This is a genomic window from Streptomyces sp. NPDC003691, from assembly GCF_053981115.1.
Map to the genome: position 1 here is coordinate 19,882 of NZ_JBSFNQ010000019.1, position 18,407 is coordinate 38,288.

Annotated in this window: 13 protein-coding genes; 4 read left to right on the forward strand and 9 right to left on the reverse strand. The window is 71.4% G+C overall.

All coding sequences use genetic code 11. The annotated features are described in order from the left end of the window. Positions 1-124: 124 nt before the first annotated feature. From cydD to hisC, 4 genes are all read right to left on the reverse strand, one after another. Positions 125-3,862, reverse strand: a complete 3,738-nt coding sequence (gene cydD, locus ACWDR0_RS12240) for a thiol reductant ABC exporter subunit CydD (RefSeq protein WP_456351581.1) — start codon at positions 3,860-3,862, stop codon at positions 125-127. Positions 3,863-3,998: 136 nt separating this feature from the next. Beyond that, positions 3,999-5,000 (reverse strand): cytochrome d ubiquinol oxidase subunit II, encoded by a 1,002-nt coding sequence (gene cydB / locus ACWDR0_RS12245; RefSeq protein ID WP_456351582.1) that lies wholly within the window; start codon positions 4,998-5,000, stop codon positions 3,999-4,001. Between the two features lie 21 nt (positions 5,001-5,021). Further along, positions 5,022-6,530 carry a cytochrome ubiquinol oxidase subunit I gene (locus tag ACWDR0_RS12250; RefSeq protein ID WP_456351583.1) on the reverse strand — a complete coding sequence of 503 codons (1,509 nt, stop codon included), beginning with the start codon at positions 6,528-6,530 and terminating at the stop codon, positions 5,022-5,024. A 387-nt stretch (positions 6,531-6,917) separates the two neighbouring features. Then, positions 6,918-7,997: a histidinol-phosphate transaminase gene (hisC, locus tag ACWDR0_RS12255; protein ID WP_456351584.1), complete on the reverse strand. Its 1,080-nt coding sequence runs from the start codon at positions 7,995-7,997 to the stop codon at positions 6,918-6,920. Between the two features lie 385 nt (positions 7,998-8,382). Here hisC and ACWDR0_RS12260 point away from each other — a divergent pair, with 385 nt between their 5' ends. The 3 genes from ACWDR0_RS12260 to ACWDR0_RS12270 all read left to right on the forward strand — a co-directional run bounded on the left by ACWDR0_RS12260 (position 8,383) and on the right by ACWDR0_RS12270 (position 12,188). Next, a complete protein-coding gene (locus tag ACWDR0_RS12260) occupies positions 8,383-9,495 on the forward strand; it encodes a LacI family DNA-binding transcriptional regulator (protein WP_040915572.1) in 1,113 nt (370 codons plus the stop codon). 333 nt (positions 9,496-9,828) lie between these two features. After that, the gene (locus ACWDR0_RS12265; RefSeq protein WP_456351585.1) at positions 9,829-11,205 is read left to right on the forward strand and encodes a metallophosphoesterase; all 1,377 of its coding nucleotides are present in this window, start codon (positions 9,829-9,831) and stop codon (positions 11,203-11,205) included. Positions 11,206-11,354: 149 nt separating this feature from the next. After that, positions 11,355-12,188 (forward strand): hypothetical protein, encoded by an 834-nt coding sequence (locus ACWDR0_RS12270; RefSeq protein WP_456351586.1) that lies wholly within the window; start codon positions 11,355-11,357, stop codon positions 12,186-12,188. Positions 12,189-12,216: 28 nt separating this feature from the next. Here the strand turns inward: ACWDR0_RS12270 and thiC are convergent, their stop codons facing one another. After that, positions 12,217-13,983, reverse strand: coding sequence for a phosphomethylpyrimidine synthase ThiC (gene thiC, locus ACWDR0_RS12275; RefSeq protein WP_456351587.1), 1,767 nt, complete (start codon positions 13,981-13,983; stop codon positions 12,217-12,219). Between the two features lie 428 nt (positions 13,984-14,411). On the opposite strand from thiC, the gene ACWDR0_RS12280 reads away from it, so the two are divergent. Beyond that, complete coding sequence (locus ACWDR0_RS12280) at positions 14,412-15,971, forward strand: YibE/F family protein (RefSeq protein WP_456351643.1); 1,560 nt, start codon at positions 14,412-14,414, stop codon at positions 15,969-15,971. 138 nt (positions 15,972-16,109) lie between these two features. On the opposite strand, the gene ACWDR0_RS12285 is transcribed toward ACWDR0_RS12280, so the two are convergent. The 4 genes from ACWDR0_RS12285 to ACWDR0_RS12300 form a co-directional block, all read right to left on the reverse strand. Beyond that, positions 16,110-16,544, reverse strand: coding sequence for an SsgA family sporulation/cell division regulator (locus ACWDR0_RS12285; protein ID WP_456351588.1), 435 nt, complete (start codon positions 16,542-16,544; stop codon positions 16,110-16,112). 146 nt (positions 16,545-16,690) lie between these two features. Continuing rightward, positions 16,691-17,332, reverse strand: coding sequence for a helix-turn-helix domain-containing protein (locus ACWDR0_RS12290; protein WP_456351589.1), 642 nt, complete (start codon positions 17,330-17,332; stop codon positions 16,691-16,693). 309 nt (positions 17,333-17,641) lie between these two features. Beyond that, on the reverse strand, positions 17,642-17,860 hold the full coding sequence (locus ACWDR0_RS12295) for a DUF5326 family protein (protein WP_456351590.1): 219 nt from the start codon (positions 17,858-17,860) through the stop codon (positions 17,642-17,644). A 144-nt stretch (positions 17,861-18,004) separates the two neighbouring features. Further along, the gene (locus tag ACWDR0_RS12300; RefSeq protein WP_456351591.1) at positions 18,005-18,322 is read right to left on the reverse strand and encodes a cupin domain-containing protein; all 318 of its coding nucleotides are present in this window, start codon (positions 18,320-18,322) and stop codon (positions 18,005-18,007) included. Positions 18,323-18,407 lie beyond the last annotated feature (85 nt).

The window sequence follows — 18,407 nt, forward strand, 5'->3', positions numbered from 1 at the left end:
CTCCGTACCCCGGGGCGCGGCCGCCGGACGGCCCCGACCGGGCCCATGGCCGGGGCGCCCGGGCCGGACGGTCCGGCGTAACCGGCGGGCCCGGCACCCCGCGGACCAGCGGCCCGCCGCGCCCTCACCGCCCCCGGACCGCCACCCCGGCCGTCTCCAGCAGTTCCCCGGCCGTCTCGTCCGTGGCCCGCTCCCGGTCCAGCATCCGCCGCAGCGGACCGTCCACCGCCGCCAGTTCGGCGTACGGGCCGCGCTGCGCGACCCGTCCGTCCGCCAGGACCACCACCTCGTCGACCGCTTCGAGCCCCCGGAGCCGGTGGGTGATCAGCACCGTGGCTCCACCCCGGCCGGTCCGCCCCTCCGTCGCCGCCAGCAGATCCGCGGTCAGCGCGTCGGCGGTGGCCACGTCGAGGTGCTCGGCCGGCTCGTCGAGCACCAGCACGGGGAAGTCCGCGAGGAGCGCGCGGGCGAGCGCGAGCCGCTGCCGCTGGCCCCCGGAGAGCCGGGCGCCGTGCTCGCCGACCAGGGTGTCCATGCCCTGCGGCAGACCCTCGACCCACTCCAGGAGCCGGGCCTCTTCGAGCGCGCGCCGCAGCTGGTCGTCGGTCGCCCCGGGGCGGCCGATGCGCAGGTTCTCGCGGACCGAGCTGTCGAAGACATGGGCGTCCTGGGCGCAGAGACCGACCAGACCGCGGACGGCGTCCCCGTCGAGCGTCCGGACATCCGTCCCGCCCAGGGTGTAGGGCACACCGGCGGCCGCGCCGGGCGTGTCCGCCATATCCGCGGCGTTCACCTCCGCGGTGTCCAGGAAACGGACCAGGACCTGCGCGAGCGTGGTCTTCCCGGACCCGGAAGCGCCGACGACCGCGATCCTGCTGCCCGCCGCGATGCGCAGGTCGATCCCGTCGAGGGCGTTCCGCTCCTGACCCGCGTACCGGGCCCGTACGCCCCGCAGCTCCAGCGGGAACGCCGTCGCGGGTGCCTCCGCGGGCACCTCGGGCTCGCCGACCGGTACGGGCGCGTCCAGTACCTCGTAGACCCGCTCCGCGCTCCGGCCGACCCGCTGCCGGTACTGCACGGCCAGCGGCAGTGCGTTCACCGCCTCGAAGGCGGCAAGCGGGGTGAGGACGACAACCGCGAGGCTGACGCCGTCGAGCCGACCGTCCAGGACCGCCTGGGCCCCGGCGAGCGCCACGAACACGACCGTCAGTCCGCAGGCGAGCGCGGTGAGCCCGGCGCCGAGCGCGGTGGCGGCCGCACCCCGGGACGCGATGCCGGTCAGCCGCCGGTCCGCCTCCCGTACGGCTTCGGTACGGGCGCCGAGGGCCCCGGCCACCGTCAGTTCGGCGGTGCCGTGCAGCAGATCGACCGTACGGGTGGCCAGCAGGCCCCGCGCGGGCGCGAGCTGCCGTTCCGCCCGCCGCGCCACCGCGCCGCTGAGCAGCGGTACGCCCACTCCGGCGATCAGCAGTCCGGCGGCGAGCAGGGCACCCGCCTCCGGCAGCAGCCACGCCGTGAAGCCGACCGCTCCCGCGCTCACCAGGAGGGCGGAGCCCGCGGGGAGCAGCCAGCGCAGCCAGTAGTCCTGGAGTGCGTCGACATCGGTGACCAGCCGGGAGAGCAGATCGCCCCGGCGGCTGCGGTTCAGTCCGGCCGGCGCGATCCGCTCCAGCCCGCGGTGGACGGCCACCCGGAGTTCGGCGAGCATCCGCAGCACCGCGTCGTGGGAGACGATGCGTTCGGCGTAGCGGAAGACCGCCCGGCCGATACCGAAGGCACGGGTCGCGGTGACGGCCATCATCAGATAGAGCACCGGCGGCTGTTCGGAGGCCCGGGAGATCAGCCAGCCGGAGACCGCCATCAGACCGACGGCGGAGCCCAGCGCCAGACTGCCCAGCAGCAGCGCCAGCCGGAACCGGCCGCGCTGGTGGCGGGCGGCCCGCCGGACCCGGGTGAGCGCGGGGACCCGGATGCCCCGGGCCGCCGTGCGCCCGTCCTCGAAGTCGTACCCGCCGCTGCCGTGTTCCCGGCCGGACGGGTCCGCGCCCGGACTCCCGTCCGCGCCCGGACCGGCATCCCCGGCACCGGCGTCACCCGTACGCGCATCACCGGTACGGACATCACCGGTACGGACATCCCCGGCACCGGCGAACGGGCTGGCGTACGCCCCGGTCTCCGGCTCCCGTGCGGCCACGACGAGCGCCCCGCCGTCCGCCGTACGCGTCCTGGTCAGCCGTACCACCCGGTCCGCGACCGCCAGCAGCGCCGGGCGGTGGACCACCAGCAGCACGGTCCGGCCGGCGGTGAGCCGCCGTACCGCCGCCACGACCTCCTCCTCCGTACCGCCGTCCAGCGCCGCGGTGGGCTCGTCGAGCAGCACCACGGGCCGGTCGGCGAGGAAGGCCCTGGCCAGCGCGAGCCGCTGGCGCTGGCCCGCGGAGAGCCCGGAGCCGTCCTCACCGAGTACGGTGTCGACGCCCTCGGGCAGCTCGGCGACGAAGCCGTCCGCCCCGGCCTGCCGCAGGGCCTGCCGTACGGCGGTGTCGTCGGCGTCCGGCCGGGCCAGCCGGACGTTCTCGGCGACGGTCCCCGCGAAGAGGTACGGCCGCTGGGGCACCCAGGCGATCCGCTCCCGCCAGCGGGCGGTGTCCAGCTCGCCGAGCGGGACACCGCCGACCGTGACCCGGCCCTCGGCCGGTTCGGTGAACCCCAGCACCACATCGAGCAGGGTGGACTTGCCGACTCCGCTCGGGCCGACCAGGGCGACGGTCTCGCCCTCCCCGACGGTCAGGGTCGCCGAGTCCAGGGACGGTTCGGCGCGCCCCTCGTGGCGGACCGTCACCCCGGTGAGCTCCAGCTTTACGGAGCCGGGCACCGGCCGGGTCCCGGCGCGGCGCGGCTCGGTCTCCAGGACCTGGAAGATCTCCTCGGCGGCCGCGAGCCCCTCCGCGGCGGCGTGGTACTGGGTGCCCACCGTCCGGATCGGGAGATAGGCCTCCGGCGCGAGGATCAGGATGACCAGCCCGGTGTAGAGGTCCATTCCGCCGTGGACCAGCCGCATACCGATGGTGACGGCGACCAGGGCGACGGAGAGGGTGGAGAGCAGCTCCAGCGCGAAGGAGGAGATAAAGGCGACCCGCAGGGTGCGCATGGTGGCCCGCCGGTACTCGGCGGTGATCGTACGGATCGACTCGGCCTGTGCCTTGGCCCGGCCGAAGACCTTGAGCGTCGGCAGACCGGCGACGACATCCAGGAAGTGCCCCGACAGCCGGGACAGCTGCCGCCACTGACGGTCCATCCGGGCCCGGGTGTACCAGCCGATCAGGACCATGAAGAGCGGGATCAGCGGCAGGGTCACCACGATGATGGCGGCGGACACCCAGTCCTCGGTGACGATCCGCGCCAGTACCGCCACCGGTACGACGACGGCCAGCCCCAGCTGGGGCAGATAGCGGGCGAAGTAGTCGTCGAGGGCGTCGATGCCCCGGGTGGCCAGCGCGACCAGGGACCCGGTCCGCTGTCCGCTCAGCCAGCCGGGGCCGAGCACCGCGGCCCGCTCCAGCAGCCGTCCCCGCAGCTCCGATTTGACCGCCGCGCTCGCCCGGTGGGCCGCGAGTTCGGTGAGCCAGGAGACCAGCGCCCGGCCGGCGGCGACCGCCGCCAGCAGGGTGACCGGGGTCAGCACCTCCGTGGCGCCGTACCCCTTCTGGAAGGCCCCGACCACCACCTCGGCGATCAGCATCGCCTGGGCGATGACCAGCGCCGCCCCGATCAGGCCGAGCAGTACGACCGCGGCCAGAAAGCGGCGGGTGGTCCGGGCGTAACGGAGCAGACGCGGGTCGATCGGTTTCACGTGAAACATCCCCTACGGACGAGCAGTCCTACGGTCGGGAAGGGCGGAGCGGTTCTGAGCACCGCCCCGGGCCGGGCCGGCGGGAGCCTGACCGCGGGCCCGGGGCCCGCGGTCACCGGCCCCTGCACCGGCCGGTACGCGGCGCTCAGTGCGCGTCGGCAATGTGCTGTGTACCGATCCGCTTGCGGAAGACCCAGTACGTCCACCCCTGGTAGAGCATCACCAGCGGCGCGGCGATCCCGGCGCACCAGGTCATGATCTTCAGGGTGTACGGGGTCGACGAGGCGTTGGTGACCGTCAGGTTCCAGGCCTCGTTGAGCGACGAGGGCATGACGTTCGGGAAGAGCGTCAGGAAGAGCATCGCGACGGCGGCCACGATGGTCACGCCCGAGAAGGCGAACGACCAGCCCTCGCGCCCGGCCAGATTGGTGGCGATGGCGGCCACCAGGGCCAGCACCGCCACGACCATCGCGACCAGGCTCGCCGTGTCGCCGCGGTCGGCCTGGGTCCAGCCCAGGAAGCCGAGCGCGAGTACGGCGGTGAGCAGACCCAGCTTGGTGGCCAGCGCCCTGGCCCGGCCGCGGATGTCGCCCACGGTCTTCAGCGCGGTGAAGACCGCCCCGTGGAAGGTGAACAGGGTCAGGGTGACGAGTCCGCCGAGCAGGGCGTACGGGTTGAGGAGGTCCGCGACATTGCCGACGTACTCCATCTCACCGTCGATCTTGACGCCGCGCACGATATTGCCGAAGGCCACACCCCAGAGGAACGCCGGGATCAGCGAGCACCAGAAGATGGCGTGCTCCCAGTTGGTCTGCCAGCGGTCCTCGTCCCGCTTGTGCCGGTACTCGAAGGCGACGCCCCGGACGATCAGGCAGAACAGGATGATCAGCAGCGGCAGATAGAAGCCGGAGAAGAGGGTGGCGTACCACTCGGGGAAGGCGGCGAAGGTGGCACCGCCCGCCGACAGCAGCCAGACCTCGTTGCCGTCCCAGACCGGGCCGATGGTGTTGATCAGTACCCGCCGCTCCCTGCGGTCGCGGGCGAGCAGTTTGGTCAGCACGCCGACCCCGAAGTCGAACCCTTCGAGGAAGAAGTAGCCCGTCCAGAGGAAGGCGATCAGCACGAACCAGACGTCGTGGAGTTCCATGACTGAGCAGCTCCTTCGGCCTCAGTAGGAGAAGGCCATCGGCCGGTCGGCGTCACGGTCGTCGCCGCCGATCTTCGTGGGCGGGTTGAGATCGGCCTCGGTCAGCTCGGGCGGGCCCAGCTTGACGTACTTGACCAGCAGTTTGACCTCGATCACGGCGAGCACCGCATAGAGCAGGGTGAAGACGATCATCGAGGTGAGGACCTCGCCCTGCGAGACGCCGGGGGAGACCGCGTCCTTGGTCCGCAGCACTCCGTAGACCACCCAGGGCTGGCGGCCCATCTCCGTGAAGATCCAGCCCCAGGAAGTGGCGATCAGCGGGAAGGTCATGGTCCACAGGGCGGTGATCCAGTACCAGCGGGCGAAGCGCGGGCTCAGCGCCTTGCGCCGGAAGAGCACCAGATTCGGCACCTCGTCCTCGCCCGTCCGCAGCGCCGCCGGGAGCAGGAACTTCTTCCTAGTCAGCCAGAGGCCGAGCAGACCGAGGGCGAAGGAGGCCATACCGAAGCCGATCATCCAGCGGAAGCCCCAGTAGGCCACGGGGATGTTCGGCCGGTAGTCGCCGGGGCCGTACTTCTCCTGCTCCATCTTGTTGATGTCGTTGATGCCGGGGACGTACGAGTCGAAGTCGCCGTTGGCGAGGAAGGACAGTATCCCGGGGATCTCCAGGGCGACCTCGTTGTGCCCCTTGTCGACGTCGCCGTAGGCGAAGAGGGAGAAGGGTGCCGGGGCCTCGCCGTCCCAGAGGGCTTCGGCGGCGGCCATCTTCATCGGCTGCTGCTTGAACATGACCTTGCCCAGGAAGTCACCGCTGACGGCGGTGAGCAGCCCGGCGGCGATCACGGTCACCAGGCCCAGCCGGAGCGAGGTCCGCATGACCGGTACGTGCTTGCGGCGGGCCAGGTGGTAGGCGGCGATGCCGACCATGAAGGCGCCGCCGACGAGGAAGGCCGCGGTGATCGTGTGGAAGAACTGGGTGACCGCGGTGTCCTGGGAGAGCACGCGCCAGAAGTCGGTCAGTTCGGCCCGGCCGCGCTCCTCGTTGATGCGGTAGCCCACGGGGTGCTGCATCCAGGAGTTCGCCGCCAGGATGAAGTAGGCGGAGAGGACCGTACCGATCGACACCATCCAGATACAGGCCAGGTGGATCTTCTTGGGCAGCTTGTCCCAGCCGAAGATCCAGAGCCCGATGAAGGTCGACTCGAAGAAGAAGGCGATCAGTGCCTCGAAGGCGAGCGGAGCGCCGAAGATGTCACCGACGAAGCGGGAGTAGTCCGACCAGTTCATCCCGAACTGGAACTCCTGCACGATGCCGGTGACGACACCCATGGCGATATTGATCAGGAACAGCTTGCCCCAGAACTTGGTCGCCTTGAGGTACTTCTCCTTGTTCGTCCTGACCCAGGCGGTCTGCAGACCGGCGGTCAGGGCGGCGAGGGAGATCGTCAGAGGGACGAAGAGGAAGTGGTAGACGGTCGTGATGCCGAACTGCCATCGCGCCAGGGTCTCCGGCGCCAGAGCCAAGTCCACGTCGTCATCTCCTTACATCGACGAGGTCGATCGGCAGTTTGCCTGATTAATCCCGGTCAGAGCGGGATGAACGAGACACGCTTGTGAAAGCGTTCACATTCACATGAGATTATGTCTCATACGAAATCCGGACTGGTGACCGGGGGGTACCTCTTGACTCGACAACGGTCCGGATGCTTGATCGCCCCGTCGGCCGCCCGCCCTCGGCGGGCCCGGATCCGCGGCACCGGCCGCCCGGGGTCCCGGGCCGGCCACCCGGACCGGGGACCGGCGACAGACACCGGCCCGGCGGGGCGCGGCCGGAAACACCGGCGGCCCGGGTCCTCGAAGGACCCGGGCCGCGATCACACTGTGGTTTCCCGGGGGAGCGCCGTGGGGCGCGGTCCGTCAGAGCTTCTGCCGGAAGTCGCCCGCCACCCTCAGGAAGAGGTCGTTCGCCTCCGGCTCGCCGATCGTGATCCGCGCGCCCTCGCCCGGGAAGGGCCGGACCACGACACCTGCCTCCTCGCACACCGCAGCGAACTCCGCCGTCCGCTCCCCCAGCCTCAGCCAGACGAAGTTGGCCTGGGTCTCCGGCACGGTCCAGCCCTGCCCGACCAGCCCTTCGCAGACCCGGGCCCGCTCGCAGACCAGCATCCCGACCCGGCCCAGCAGCTCGTCCTCCGCCCGCAGCGAGGCGACGGCCGCGTCCTGCGCGAGCTGCGTCACCCCGAACGGCACGGCCGTCTTCCGCAGCGCGGCCGCGACCGGCTCATGGGCGATCGCGAAGCCGACCCGCAGCCCCGCCAGGCCGTACGCCTTGGAGAAGGTCCGCAGCACCGCCACATTGGGCCGGTCGCGGTAGATCTCCACACCGTCCGGTACGGCCGTGTCCCGGATGAACTCCCGGTACGCCTCGTCCAGCACCACCAGCACGTCCGACGGCACCCGGTCGAGGAAACGCTCCAGCTCCTGGCGCCGTACCACCGTCCCGGTCGGGTTGTTCGGGTTGCAGACGAAGATCAGCCTGGTCCGGTCGGTGACCGCATCGGCCATGGCGTCCAGATTGTGCACCTCGCCCGCGGTCAGCGGCACCTGCACCGGCGTCGCCCCGCTGACCCGGGTGATGATCGGGTACGCCTCGAAAGACCGCCAGGCGTAGATCACCTCGTCGCCCGGGCCCGCGGTGGCCTGGAGCAGCTGCTGGGCCACACCGACCGATCCCGTACCGGTCGCCAGATGCGACACCGGCACCCCGAACCTGTCCGCCAGCTCGGCCATCAGCCCCGTACAGGCCATATCGGGGTAGCGGTTGAGGTTGTGCGCCGCCGCGAGGGCGCTCTCCAGCACCCCCGGGAGCGGCGGATAGGGGTTCTCGTTGGACGACAGCTTGTAGGCGACGGGGCCGTCGGTGGCCGCCGGCCTGCCCGGCTTGTACGTGGGAATTCCGTCCAGCTCGGCACGTAGCTTGGGGCTCGTCTCGCTCACCGCAGATCCTCCTCGACCAACCGAACGACCGTCCACGGCCCCGCCGGAATCCGGCCGGACCCAATACTGCACACCTTATGAGGATTACCTCCGGAGAGAAGCCCGTGAACCCCCTCGGAATCCGGGGGAGCGCAAGGCATTCCGCCGCGCGCCCGTGGTTCGCTCCGTGGCGCGCGTCCCCCGTAGAGGTGAGTTGAGACCTCTCCGAGACCTCGAACCAGCTCCAGGCTTGGACCGAAGCACACCTCAGCCGACCTATGACTAACGGATAAGTGCCTTAAATTCCAAGGTAGTTGATGGCTTATGATCATGCAGAATCGTGCCTGTCAACGGAGGCAGAGGTGATCGGGCCCACCGCCCGCCCGAGCCCTAATATCGGCACGCCATGACAGCAGCAGGGAAGCACCAGGTGAGCCGGACGGACACAACCCGCCGGGGCAGCCGGCAAGGTCGGGCAGGCATCCGAGACGTCGCCGCCGCAGCCGGTGTCTCCATCACGACCGTCTCGGACGCGCTGAACGGGAAGGGCCGGCTCCCGGACGCCACCCGCAGACACGTGCGCGAAGTCGCCGACCGGCTGGGCTACCGCCCGTCGGCGGCCGCCCGCACCCTCCGTACCGGAAAGTCGGGCCTCATCGGTCTGACCGTGACGACGTACGGGGATGAACCTTTCACCTTCACGGAGTTCGCGTACTTCGCCGAGATGGCGCGGGCGGCCACCTCCGCCGCGCTCGCCCGGGGCTATGCGCTGGTAATCCTGCCCGCGACCTCCCGCCACGACGTCTGGTCCAACGTCGCCCTCGACGGCACGGTCGTCATCGACCCCTCCGACCACGATCCGGTCGTCACCGAGCTGGTCCGGCAGGGCCTGCCCGTCGTCTCCGACGGACGCCCGGCCGGCACCCTCCCGGTCACCGCCTGGGTGGACAACGACCACGAAGCCGCCGTACTCGACCTCCTCGACCATCTCGCCGACGCGGGCGCCCGCCGGATCGGGCTGCTCACCGGCACCACCACGGACACCTACACCCGGCTCTCCACCACCGCCTATCTGAACTGGTGCGAGCGGGTCGGACAGGACCCGGTCTACGAGTCCTACCCCGCCCACGACCCCTGTGCCGGGGCCGTCGCCGCCGACCGGCTCCTCGCCCGCCCCGACCGCCCCGACGCCGTGTACGGCCTCTTCGACCCCAATGGCACGGACCTGCTGGCCGCCGCCCGCCGGTACGGGCTGCGGGTCCCCGACGACCTGCTGCTCGTCTGCTGCAGCGAGTCGACGGTCTACGCCACCACCGAGCCCCCCATCACCACGCTCTCGCTCAAACCGCGCCGGATCGGCACCGCGGTCGTCCAACTGCTCATCGACGCCATCGAGGGAATCGACGAGGACCGTCCGGTCGAGCAGGTGATACCGACGGAGCTGATCGTCCGGACCTCCTCGCAGCGCCGCTCCCCGAGGACCACCGTCAGCCCGCCGCGCTCCCCGGCGCCGGACTAGGCCGTCTCCGCCCGGCGGGCGGCGCCCCGGGACGGCCGCACCGGCCGTCCCGCCGGGCACCCGGGCCGGACGAGCCCCCGGACGGGCCCCGGACCGTCACCGGCGCGTCACCAGTACGTCCCCGGTGGATGTCCGGCACGACGGCCCGGCGTCCCCAATTGGGGCCCTATTGGGGCGAAACAGCCGAGGTGTGCGGGGTACGGCCGGATTCACCACCCCTGGTGCGTCACACAGCGCGGACCTCATTCCTATGATGGGCGGACGACACCGCGGACCACCCCGACCAGGCTGGGCCGAGAGGTGAACGGCGGCGCGACGGTGGTGGAGGGGTCGATGACTCAGGGGGCCGGTCAAGGACCCGTGGTGCGCACGGCGACGTTGCGCGATTTCCGCGTTCCGCCGTATGCGCGGATGCCCGTGCAGTCGGAGAGTCCGCAGGACGGCGAACGTCCCGAGAGCATCCCGGCACCGCGCGCGCCGGAGGCCGGCGCCCAGGACCGTACGGCGCCCGGGCACACGGCACCCGCGCACGCGCCGGAGGCCGCCGTACCGCCCGGCGGAGCGCTGCCCGGCCACGAGGCGGCGGATCCGGCGCAGCCGCCCGCCGCCCCGGAGCACGCCGTACCGCCGGCCGCGCCGGAGTACCCGGTGACCGCCGCGCCACGGCACGAGCCGGAGCCGCCGGCGTACCACCAGGAGCCCCCGGCGTACGGCGGGGCGCCCGCCGCGTACCCCGTGGCGCAGCACGACCACCCCGGGAACGCCGTCCCCGAGGACGAGCTGCCCGAGGGCTACACCCCCACCGAGCGGGATCTTCCCGTGATCAGCCGCGCCGAGCCCGCGGCGGAGCCCCTGCCGGGTGCGGGAGAGGCCCCCGCGGCGAACGAGCTCGGCCCCCTCTATGTCGTCGGCGACGTCCACGGCTATCTCGACCAGCTCGTCGCGGCCCTCACCGCCCAGGGGCTGATCGACGCCGACGGGAACTGGGCCGCGGGCAATGCCCGGCTCTGGTTCCTCGGCGACTTCACCGACCGCGGACCCGACGGCATCGGCGTCATCGACCTGGTGATGCGTCTCTCGGCGGAAGCCGCGGCCGCCGGCGGCTACTGCAAGGCCCTGATGGGCAATCACGAGCTGCTGCTGCTCGGTGCCAAACGCTTCGTCGACACACCGGTGAACTCCGGCGCCGGCACCGCGACCTTCCAGGCCGCCTGGCTGCTCAACGGCGGTCAGAAGTCCGATATGGACCGGCTCCAGGACGTCCATGTCCAGTGGATGTCCCGGCTAGACGCGGTCGTCGTCGAGGACGGCCATCTGCTGCTGCACTCCGACACCACCGCCTATCTCGACTACGGCGGCACCGTCGAGGACGTCAACGAGGCGGTGCACGACATCCTCACCCGCAACGACCCCGACGAGTGCTGGGACCTCTTCCGGAAGATGACCAAGCGGTTCTCCTTCCGCGACGAGGAGGCCGGCCCGCAGGCGGTGCGCGAACTGCTCGACGCCTACGGCGGCACGCGGGTCGTCCATGGTCACAGCCCCATTCCGTATCTCCTCGGCGAGGTCGGTACGGAGGACGGCGAGGACGGCGAGCGCCCGGTCGTCGAAGGGCCGCACGTCTACGCGGGCGGGCTGGCGATCGCCATGGACGGCGGAGTCACCATGGCCGGAAAGCTCCTTGTCGTCCGGTTGCCCGTGGCCGGCTGACCGAAGCCGGACACGCGTTTTACCGAAAGGCTCTGTCACCCCGTGCCGTAGCGGCTCTACCATCTGCTTATCCGTTGCAGGCTCTCCTCCGTTTACCACCGGAAGACCCGTTTCCGTACGGGCCTTCCGGGCGTACGGAGCATCGGGGGATGCACATGAACAGCGCTCCGCAGCTGCAGAGCGAGGACCGTGCCGAATTCCAGCGGCTCCTCGACGACGTACTGAGCACCGCCCATGAACGACCGGAACTGGCCACGATCGGCGAGCGGCTGAATGCCACTCAGCTGCGTACGCTGGCGCAGAACGCCACCGCTCTGATCACCGCCTCCGCCTCGCCCGAGTACGCGCACTATGTGAGGATCCGCGAGGAGGCACGCTCTCCCTCGCCCCCGGCCGCCGGGCCGCCCGGCCCCCCGGAGCCCACCGGCGGGGAGAACGAGAACGACGGCACGGGCGCCGGTCTCGGCGCCGTGTTCACGGTGCTCGCACCGGTGCTCGCCGGTACCGCGGCCCTGATCTTCCTGCTCGTCGGCCATCTGCTGAAGATGCTCGACCCGGCGCCCTCCCTCGCCTCGCCCCTGGTCTCCGCGGGCTGGTTCTTCGCCGCCCTCACCGCCGCGGCGATCCTGGCCGCGGCGATCGGGCTGCTGGTCACCGCCGTGCGCAACAGCGCCACCCAGGTGGCCTCCGAGGAGTTCTCCGAGGAGCTTCCCGACGAGGTGGCACGTGCCAAGGACGCCTGGCTCCATGCCGTACTGGAGCGCGGCCTGCTGCCCTTCCTGCGGACGGCGCTGGAGAACCCCGGCGCCGTACCGCTCTCCCTGGCACCGCCGCGCCCGACGGGCCGGATACCGAAGGTCGGCTACGACCGGCCGGACTTCTCCAGCCCCAGCGAGGGGGCCACGGCCGGGCAGCGCCCCACCTTCACCAGCCCGGACTTCACCAGTCCGGACTTCGGCGGGCCCGACCACACCCCCGAGTGACCAGGAGGTGCGGCCGGGTCCGTACCGGTCAGTCGGCCATCGGCAGATAGACGCGGTTACCGCCGGCGGCGAACTCCTCGGACTTCCGGAGCATCCCCTCGGCGATGTCCTCGTCGCTCGCCTCTTCGGCCGCGCCGTCCCCGCCGAACTGCTCGTTGATCGAACGGCTGATCTTCATCGAGCAGAACTTGGGGCCGCACATCGAGCAGAAGTGCGCCGTCTTCGCCGGCTCGGCCGGCAGGGTCTCGTCATGGAACTCCCGCGCCGTATCGGGGTCGAGGGCCAGATTGAACTGGTCCTCCCAGCGGAATTCGAACCGGGCGTCCGACAGCGCGTCGTCCCACTCCTGGGCTCCCGGATGCCCCTTGGCGAGGTCGGCCGCATGCGCCGCGATCTTGTAGGTGATCACCCCGGTCTTGACGTCGTCCCGGTTGGGCAGGCCGAGGTGCTCCTTGGGCGTGACGTAGCAGAGCATCGCCGTGCCCCACCAGGCGATCATCGCCGCCCCGATACCGGAAGTGATGTGGTCGTAGGCGGGAGCCACATCGGTGGTCAGCGGGCCGAGCGTGTAGAAGGGGGCCTCCTCGCAGATCTCCTGCTGGAGGTCGATGTTCTCTTTGATCTTGTGCATCGGGACATGACCGGGGCCCTCGATCATCGTCTGCACATTCATACGCTTGGCGATCCCGTTGAGTTCCCCGAGCGTGCGCAACTCCGCGAACTGCGCCGCGTCGTTGGCGTCCGCGATCGAACCGGGCCGCAGCCCGTCGCCGAGGGAGTAGGTGACGTCGTACGCCGCGAGGATCTCGCACAGCTCCTCGAAGTGCTCGTACAGAAACGATTCCCTGTGGTGCGCCAGACACCAGGCCGCCATGATCGAACCGCCGCGCGAGACGATTCCGGTCTTGCGGCGCGCGGTCAGCGGCACATAGCGCAGCAGCACCCCGGCATGGACGGTCATATAGTCCACGCCCTGCTCGGCCTGCTCGATGACGGTGTCCTTGTAGATCTCCCAGCTCAGTTCCTCGGCCCGGCCGTCGACCTTCTCCAGCGCCTGGTAGAGCGGCACCGTGCCGATCGGAACGGGTGAGTTGCGCAGCACCCACTCCCGGGTGGTGTGGATATTGCGCCCGGTCGAGAGGTCCATGACCGTGTCGGCGCCCCAGCGGGTGGCCCAGGTCATCTTCTCCACCTCCTCCTCGATGGAGGAGGTGACCGCGGAGTTGCCGATATTGGCGTTGACCTTCACCAGGAACCGCTTGCCGATGATCATCGGCTCGATCTCCGGGTGGTTGACGTTGGCCGGGAGCACCGCGCGGCCCGCGGCGATCTCCTCCCGGACGATCTCGGGCGAAACGTTTTCCCGGAGAGCGACGAACTCCATTTCGGGGGTGATCTCGCCCCGGCGGGCGTAGGCGAGCTGGCTGACCGCCCGGCCGTCGCGGCCGCGGCGCGGCTGGCGCGGCCGGCCAGGGAAGACCGCGTCGAGATTGCGCAGTCCACCGCGGGGCGCGGTGTGCCGTACGCCGTCGTCCTCGGGCCGCACGGGACGGCCGGCGTACTCCTCGGTGTCGCCGCGGGCGACGATCCAGTTCTCCCGCAGCGGGGCCAGACCGCGGCGTACATCGGTCTCGACGGCGGGGTCGGTGTACGGGCCGGAGGTGTCGTACAGCGTCACGTCCCGGCCGTTGGTGAGGTGCACCTGACGGACCGGCACCCGGAGGTCGGGGCGCGAACCCTCGACGTATCCCTTGTGCCAGCCGGGCGTGCGTACGCGTGCATCCTGAACGGTCATGAAGACCTACTCCCTACGCCGGCATTACCCGGTAACAGGTTCGGCGGTCGACGCAGCGGTTCCCGTGGACGGCATCCCGGCGTGAATATGTCCCGCATATCCGGCCGGTGGTGTGTCGACGGAGGTCAGCGCCCTCTCAGCCCGGTGCTCCGAGCTCCCGCGTGTGCAAAGGTGACACCACGCTAGCGCCATTTCTGGCGTGCTGAACAGGGGCCCCCTGCCGTTCTTGCGATGATCGGTCGGTGACGTCATCAGCGCCCGGTCCCCAGCGGGGTCCCGATTCCCGGTTCGCGTACGGTCCGGCGGACGGCGGTGGTCAGGGTTACGGCCCCGGCCCGGATCCCGCCCCCGCCGCCGCTCCGGCGGCCCCGCCGACGCCCGCCCGGCCCCCCGGGCAGAGCCATGAACACGCGCACGCGCCGCCGTCCGTGGCCCCGCCGCCGCCCGTACCGCCACCGCCCGCACCGGGGCCGGGTCCCGGATCCGGCGGGCCCGGGCAGGGCCTGGGCCACGGCGACCACCACGGGCCGCACGGGCCCCACGGTCCCGGAACCGACCGCCCGCACGAGTACGGGCACGGGCCCACGTCCACGTCCACCGGTCCCGGCGGTGGGGACGGCGGCGACCACGGCGGTGGCCATCACCACGGACACGGCCACTTCCACGGTCACAGCCATGGCCACGGCCCCGCCGCCCCCGTCTCACGGCATCTGCGGCGCGTCATCGCCGCGGTGCTGATCCCCTTCGCCGCGGCCGTCGTCGTGGGGCTGGCGGTCCTCTGGCCCGGCTCGGCCCCCGGCCACGAACGCACCGGCGTCGGCTTCGACCGCCAGACCGAGCAGGCCGTCGTCACCCGTGTCGACCCGGTCGACTGCAAGTCGGTGAACGCGGCGCAGGTGCCACCGACCGGCGACACCGGTACGCCCCAGGGCCGGGCCGCGGTCGCGGCCCAGCGGGGCGAGTGCTCGAAGGCGACCATCAGGATCACCTCCGGGGCGAACATGGGCCGGGTCTTCGCGGAGATCGTCCAGCCGGACGCGTCACGGAAGCTGGAGCGGGGGCAGCAGGTCGTGGTGGCGTACGCCCCCGATGCGCCCCGCGACCTCCAGTACGCCGTCATCGACGTCAACCGCCGGTTCCCGCTCGCGGTGGTGGCCGGTGTCTTCGCGCTGGCCGTGGTGCTGGTGGGGCGGATGCGCGGGCTGATGGCGCTGATCGCGCTGGCCGTCTCGTTCGCCGTACTGACGATGTTCATCCTTCCCGCGATCCTGGACGGATCCAATCCGCTGGTCGTCGCGGTCGTCGGGGCGAGCGCGATCATGCTGATCGCGCTGTACGCCTGTCACGGCATCACCGCACGTACCTCGGTGGCGGTCCTCGGCACCCTGATCTCGCTGCTGCTGATCGGGCTGCTGGGCTCGTTCTTCATCGACTGGGCGCATCTCTCCGGCAATACCGACGACAACACCGGGCTCATCCACGGGCTCTATCCGGGCATCGATATGAGCGGGCTGCTGCTGGCGGGGGTGATCATCGGTTCGCTCGGGGTGCTCGACGATGTGACGGTCACCCAGACCTCGGCGGTCTGGGAGCTGCGGCAGGCGAATCCCGGCATGGGGCCGCGCGCGCTGTACCGGGCGGCCATCCGGATCGGGCGGGACCACATCGCCTCCGTGGTCAACACGCTCGTCCTGGCCTACGCGGGTGCCGCCCTGCCGTTGCTGCTGCTGTTCAGCATCGCGCAGAGCGGGGTGGGGACGGTCGCCAACAGCGAGATCATCGCGGAGGAGATCGTACGGACGCTGATCGGTTCGATCGGACTGGTTGCTTCCGTACCGGTGACCACGGCCCTGGCGGCGCTGGTCGTCTCGGCCGACCGGCCCGCGGTCAGCCCCGGCCCGGCGGTCGCCGAAGGCGGGTCCGGGCAGCCGTCCGGGGCCGCGGGGGTACGGCCGCGGGCCGGCAAGGGGCGGCGCCGCAAGAAGTAACGGCGGCCGGACGCACCGGAAACGGGGCCGGGCCCGTCGGCCGCCGTTCCCGGCCGTACCCCCGCCGCCGCCCCGGGCGGAGGACGGCCGGGACCCGGGGGTGCCGCCCCCGGCCCCGGCAGCCTCGCCCGGCCGGCTTCAGCCCGCGTTCTCCTCCGCCAGGATGCTGCGCAGCACCTGCTCCAGCTCGGTGTCGAAGTCCCCGAACGTCCGCTCCTGGCCCAGCGGAACGAGCCGGTCCGTACGGTCGAGGAAGGCCACGACGGGCGCGGCGCTCACCTGGAACAGGGCGAGGTCCTCGCCGACCTGGAGCCGGATCCCGATGTCCGCCGTGTCGTCCGGCCCCAGCGGCGCGATGTGCACATCGCCGTCGCCGCTCGGCCCGACGATCCCGTCGAGCAGCAGATCCCGGCTGAAGGCCCAGGTCACCGGTGCGTCTCCGGGCAGGTGGAAGGTCATGCGCACGGCATACGGATCCGCCGTGGCATAGCGCAGCTCCACCGGGATACGGAACGACAGCTCCTCGGAGACAAGGAAGCTCATCAGGACCTCGGCCTGGACCGACTCGTGCATCGTGTACCCCGCAGTGACGAAAGCCCGGATGGGCCTGGTGGGCAGCCTTCTTGCTGAAGCCTGTCGAAACGGGTCAGGAAGAGTTCCCCTGACGCTCTCCTCATAATCGTGCGCTAAGTCACCGGGGGACTACAAGGAGTGATTTTTCAGATACTGATAGACGCCGGGCCTACCGGGTGACCGGAAGCCGGGCGGGAGGCAGGCGCGACCGGGCGGACCGGGCAGTCCGCACGGCCCGGCCGGAGCCGCCCGATGACCGGCGGCAGCCGCTGGGGCCGGCCGGGCGAGAGGGATATCGCGATCGTCCGGGCGGGCCCGGGCGCGGCCCCTGTCCGTGAGCCGGCCTGCGGGTCGGTCTGCGGGCCGGTCTGTGAGCCGGCCTGCGGGCCGGGGTCCGGTCCGGCCTTCGGCCCGGCGGCCGTTTCGGGGTCCGCCGCGCCCGATTTCGGGGCCGCCGTGCCCGATTTCGGACTGCTGCGACGATTCTGCAGAGGGGCAGAGGGCGCCTCGGGCCCCAGTCTGCCCACCGCGTCGCCCAGGACGAACACTCCGTTCTCACGCCGGAGATAGCCCTCGTGGACGAGGGTGCGCAGCAGGTGGTACGCCGTGGGGAGCGGGATGGCCGCCGCCCGGGCCAGCACTTTGGCCGGTGCGCCCGCGGGGTACGAGGAGGCGGCCTCCAGCAGCCGCAGGGCCCGCTGCACCGAGGTGATCAGGGTGGGCGCGCCGCCGGGGGCCGGCGTACGGGCGCACACGGCCCGGCCCGTACCGCACTCTTCCGGGGTCATGGCCACGGATCACCCCCTGACATGGTGGCGGGCCGACGCCCGCCCGCGGGGTCGGTCCCCGTGCGCTCGCCGCCGCACCGGAGCACCCGGTTGCCGGTTCCGGACGGCCGGCCGTCCCGGCCCGTGGCCCCGGGGCCGCACCGTTTCCGGCCCGGCCCCACGGGGGCGCTCACAGGCGTACGAGAGGGCGCACAAGGGTGGTGAATCCGGATACCCGGCGGCGGACTGCCACTGTAATGGCCATTCAACCGAGTGTGACCGGGGTTGGCCCGGGGTTCCCCCGGCCGGGTTAACGCCTTGCCCCGGGGGCTACGAGTCCCCGCGGGAGTTCGACGCCCCCTTGAACTTCCGGACGACGAACACCAGTCCGCCGATGAGGGCGACCAGCGCGAGCACCTTGAAGAGCAGTCCGATCAGCACCCCGACGACATGGGCGACCACTCCGCCGAAGAGCAGCAGCACCAGCACCGGCGCGACCACCCACTTCACCCACCACGGCAGCCCCGTGACGATCTCCCGTACAGCCATGGTCCCTACCTCGTCTCTCCTCCGGCTCTCCCGGCCGCATACCCGGCTTGCTGCCCCCGATGCTAGGCGGGCCGCGGCCGGTGCGGGGCGCTCCGGGCCCTTGGTCTCCCCTGAACCGCCCCTTAGGGATCCCGGGGCCGGCCCTCAGCTCTCAGGGGGAGAGAAGACGACCATGACCCGGAGGTCCTCGCTGATGTGGTGGAACTTGTGCGGCACTCCGGCGGGCACATAGACCACACTGCCCCGGGCGACCTGCGTCGTCTCCGTCCCGACGGTGATCGCGGCCCGCCCGCTGACCACGAAGTAGACCTCGTCCTGGCGGTGGGGCTGCTGGGGGTCGAGCGCCCCGGCGTCGAGCGCGTACAGGCCGACGGACATGTTCCGCTCGCGCAGGAACTGCAGATACGCGCCGTCGTTGGCGGCGCGCTCCGCCTCCAGTTCGTCCAGCCGGAATGCCTTCATCCTGCTCCGCCCCTGCTCTCGTTCCGGTCGCGTCCGACGCGGCCGACTCTCTCCCGATCACATCTGTCACGATCAGACACAGGAA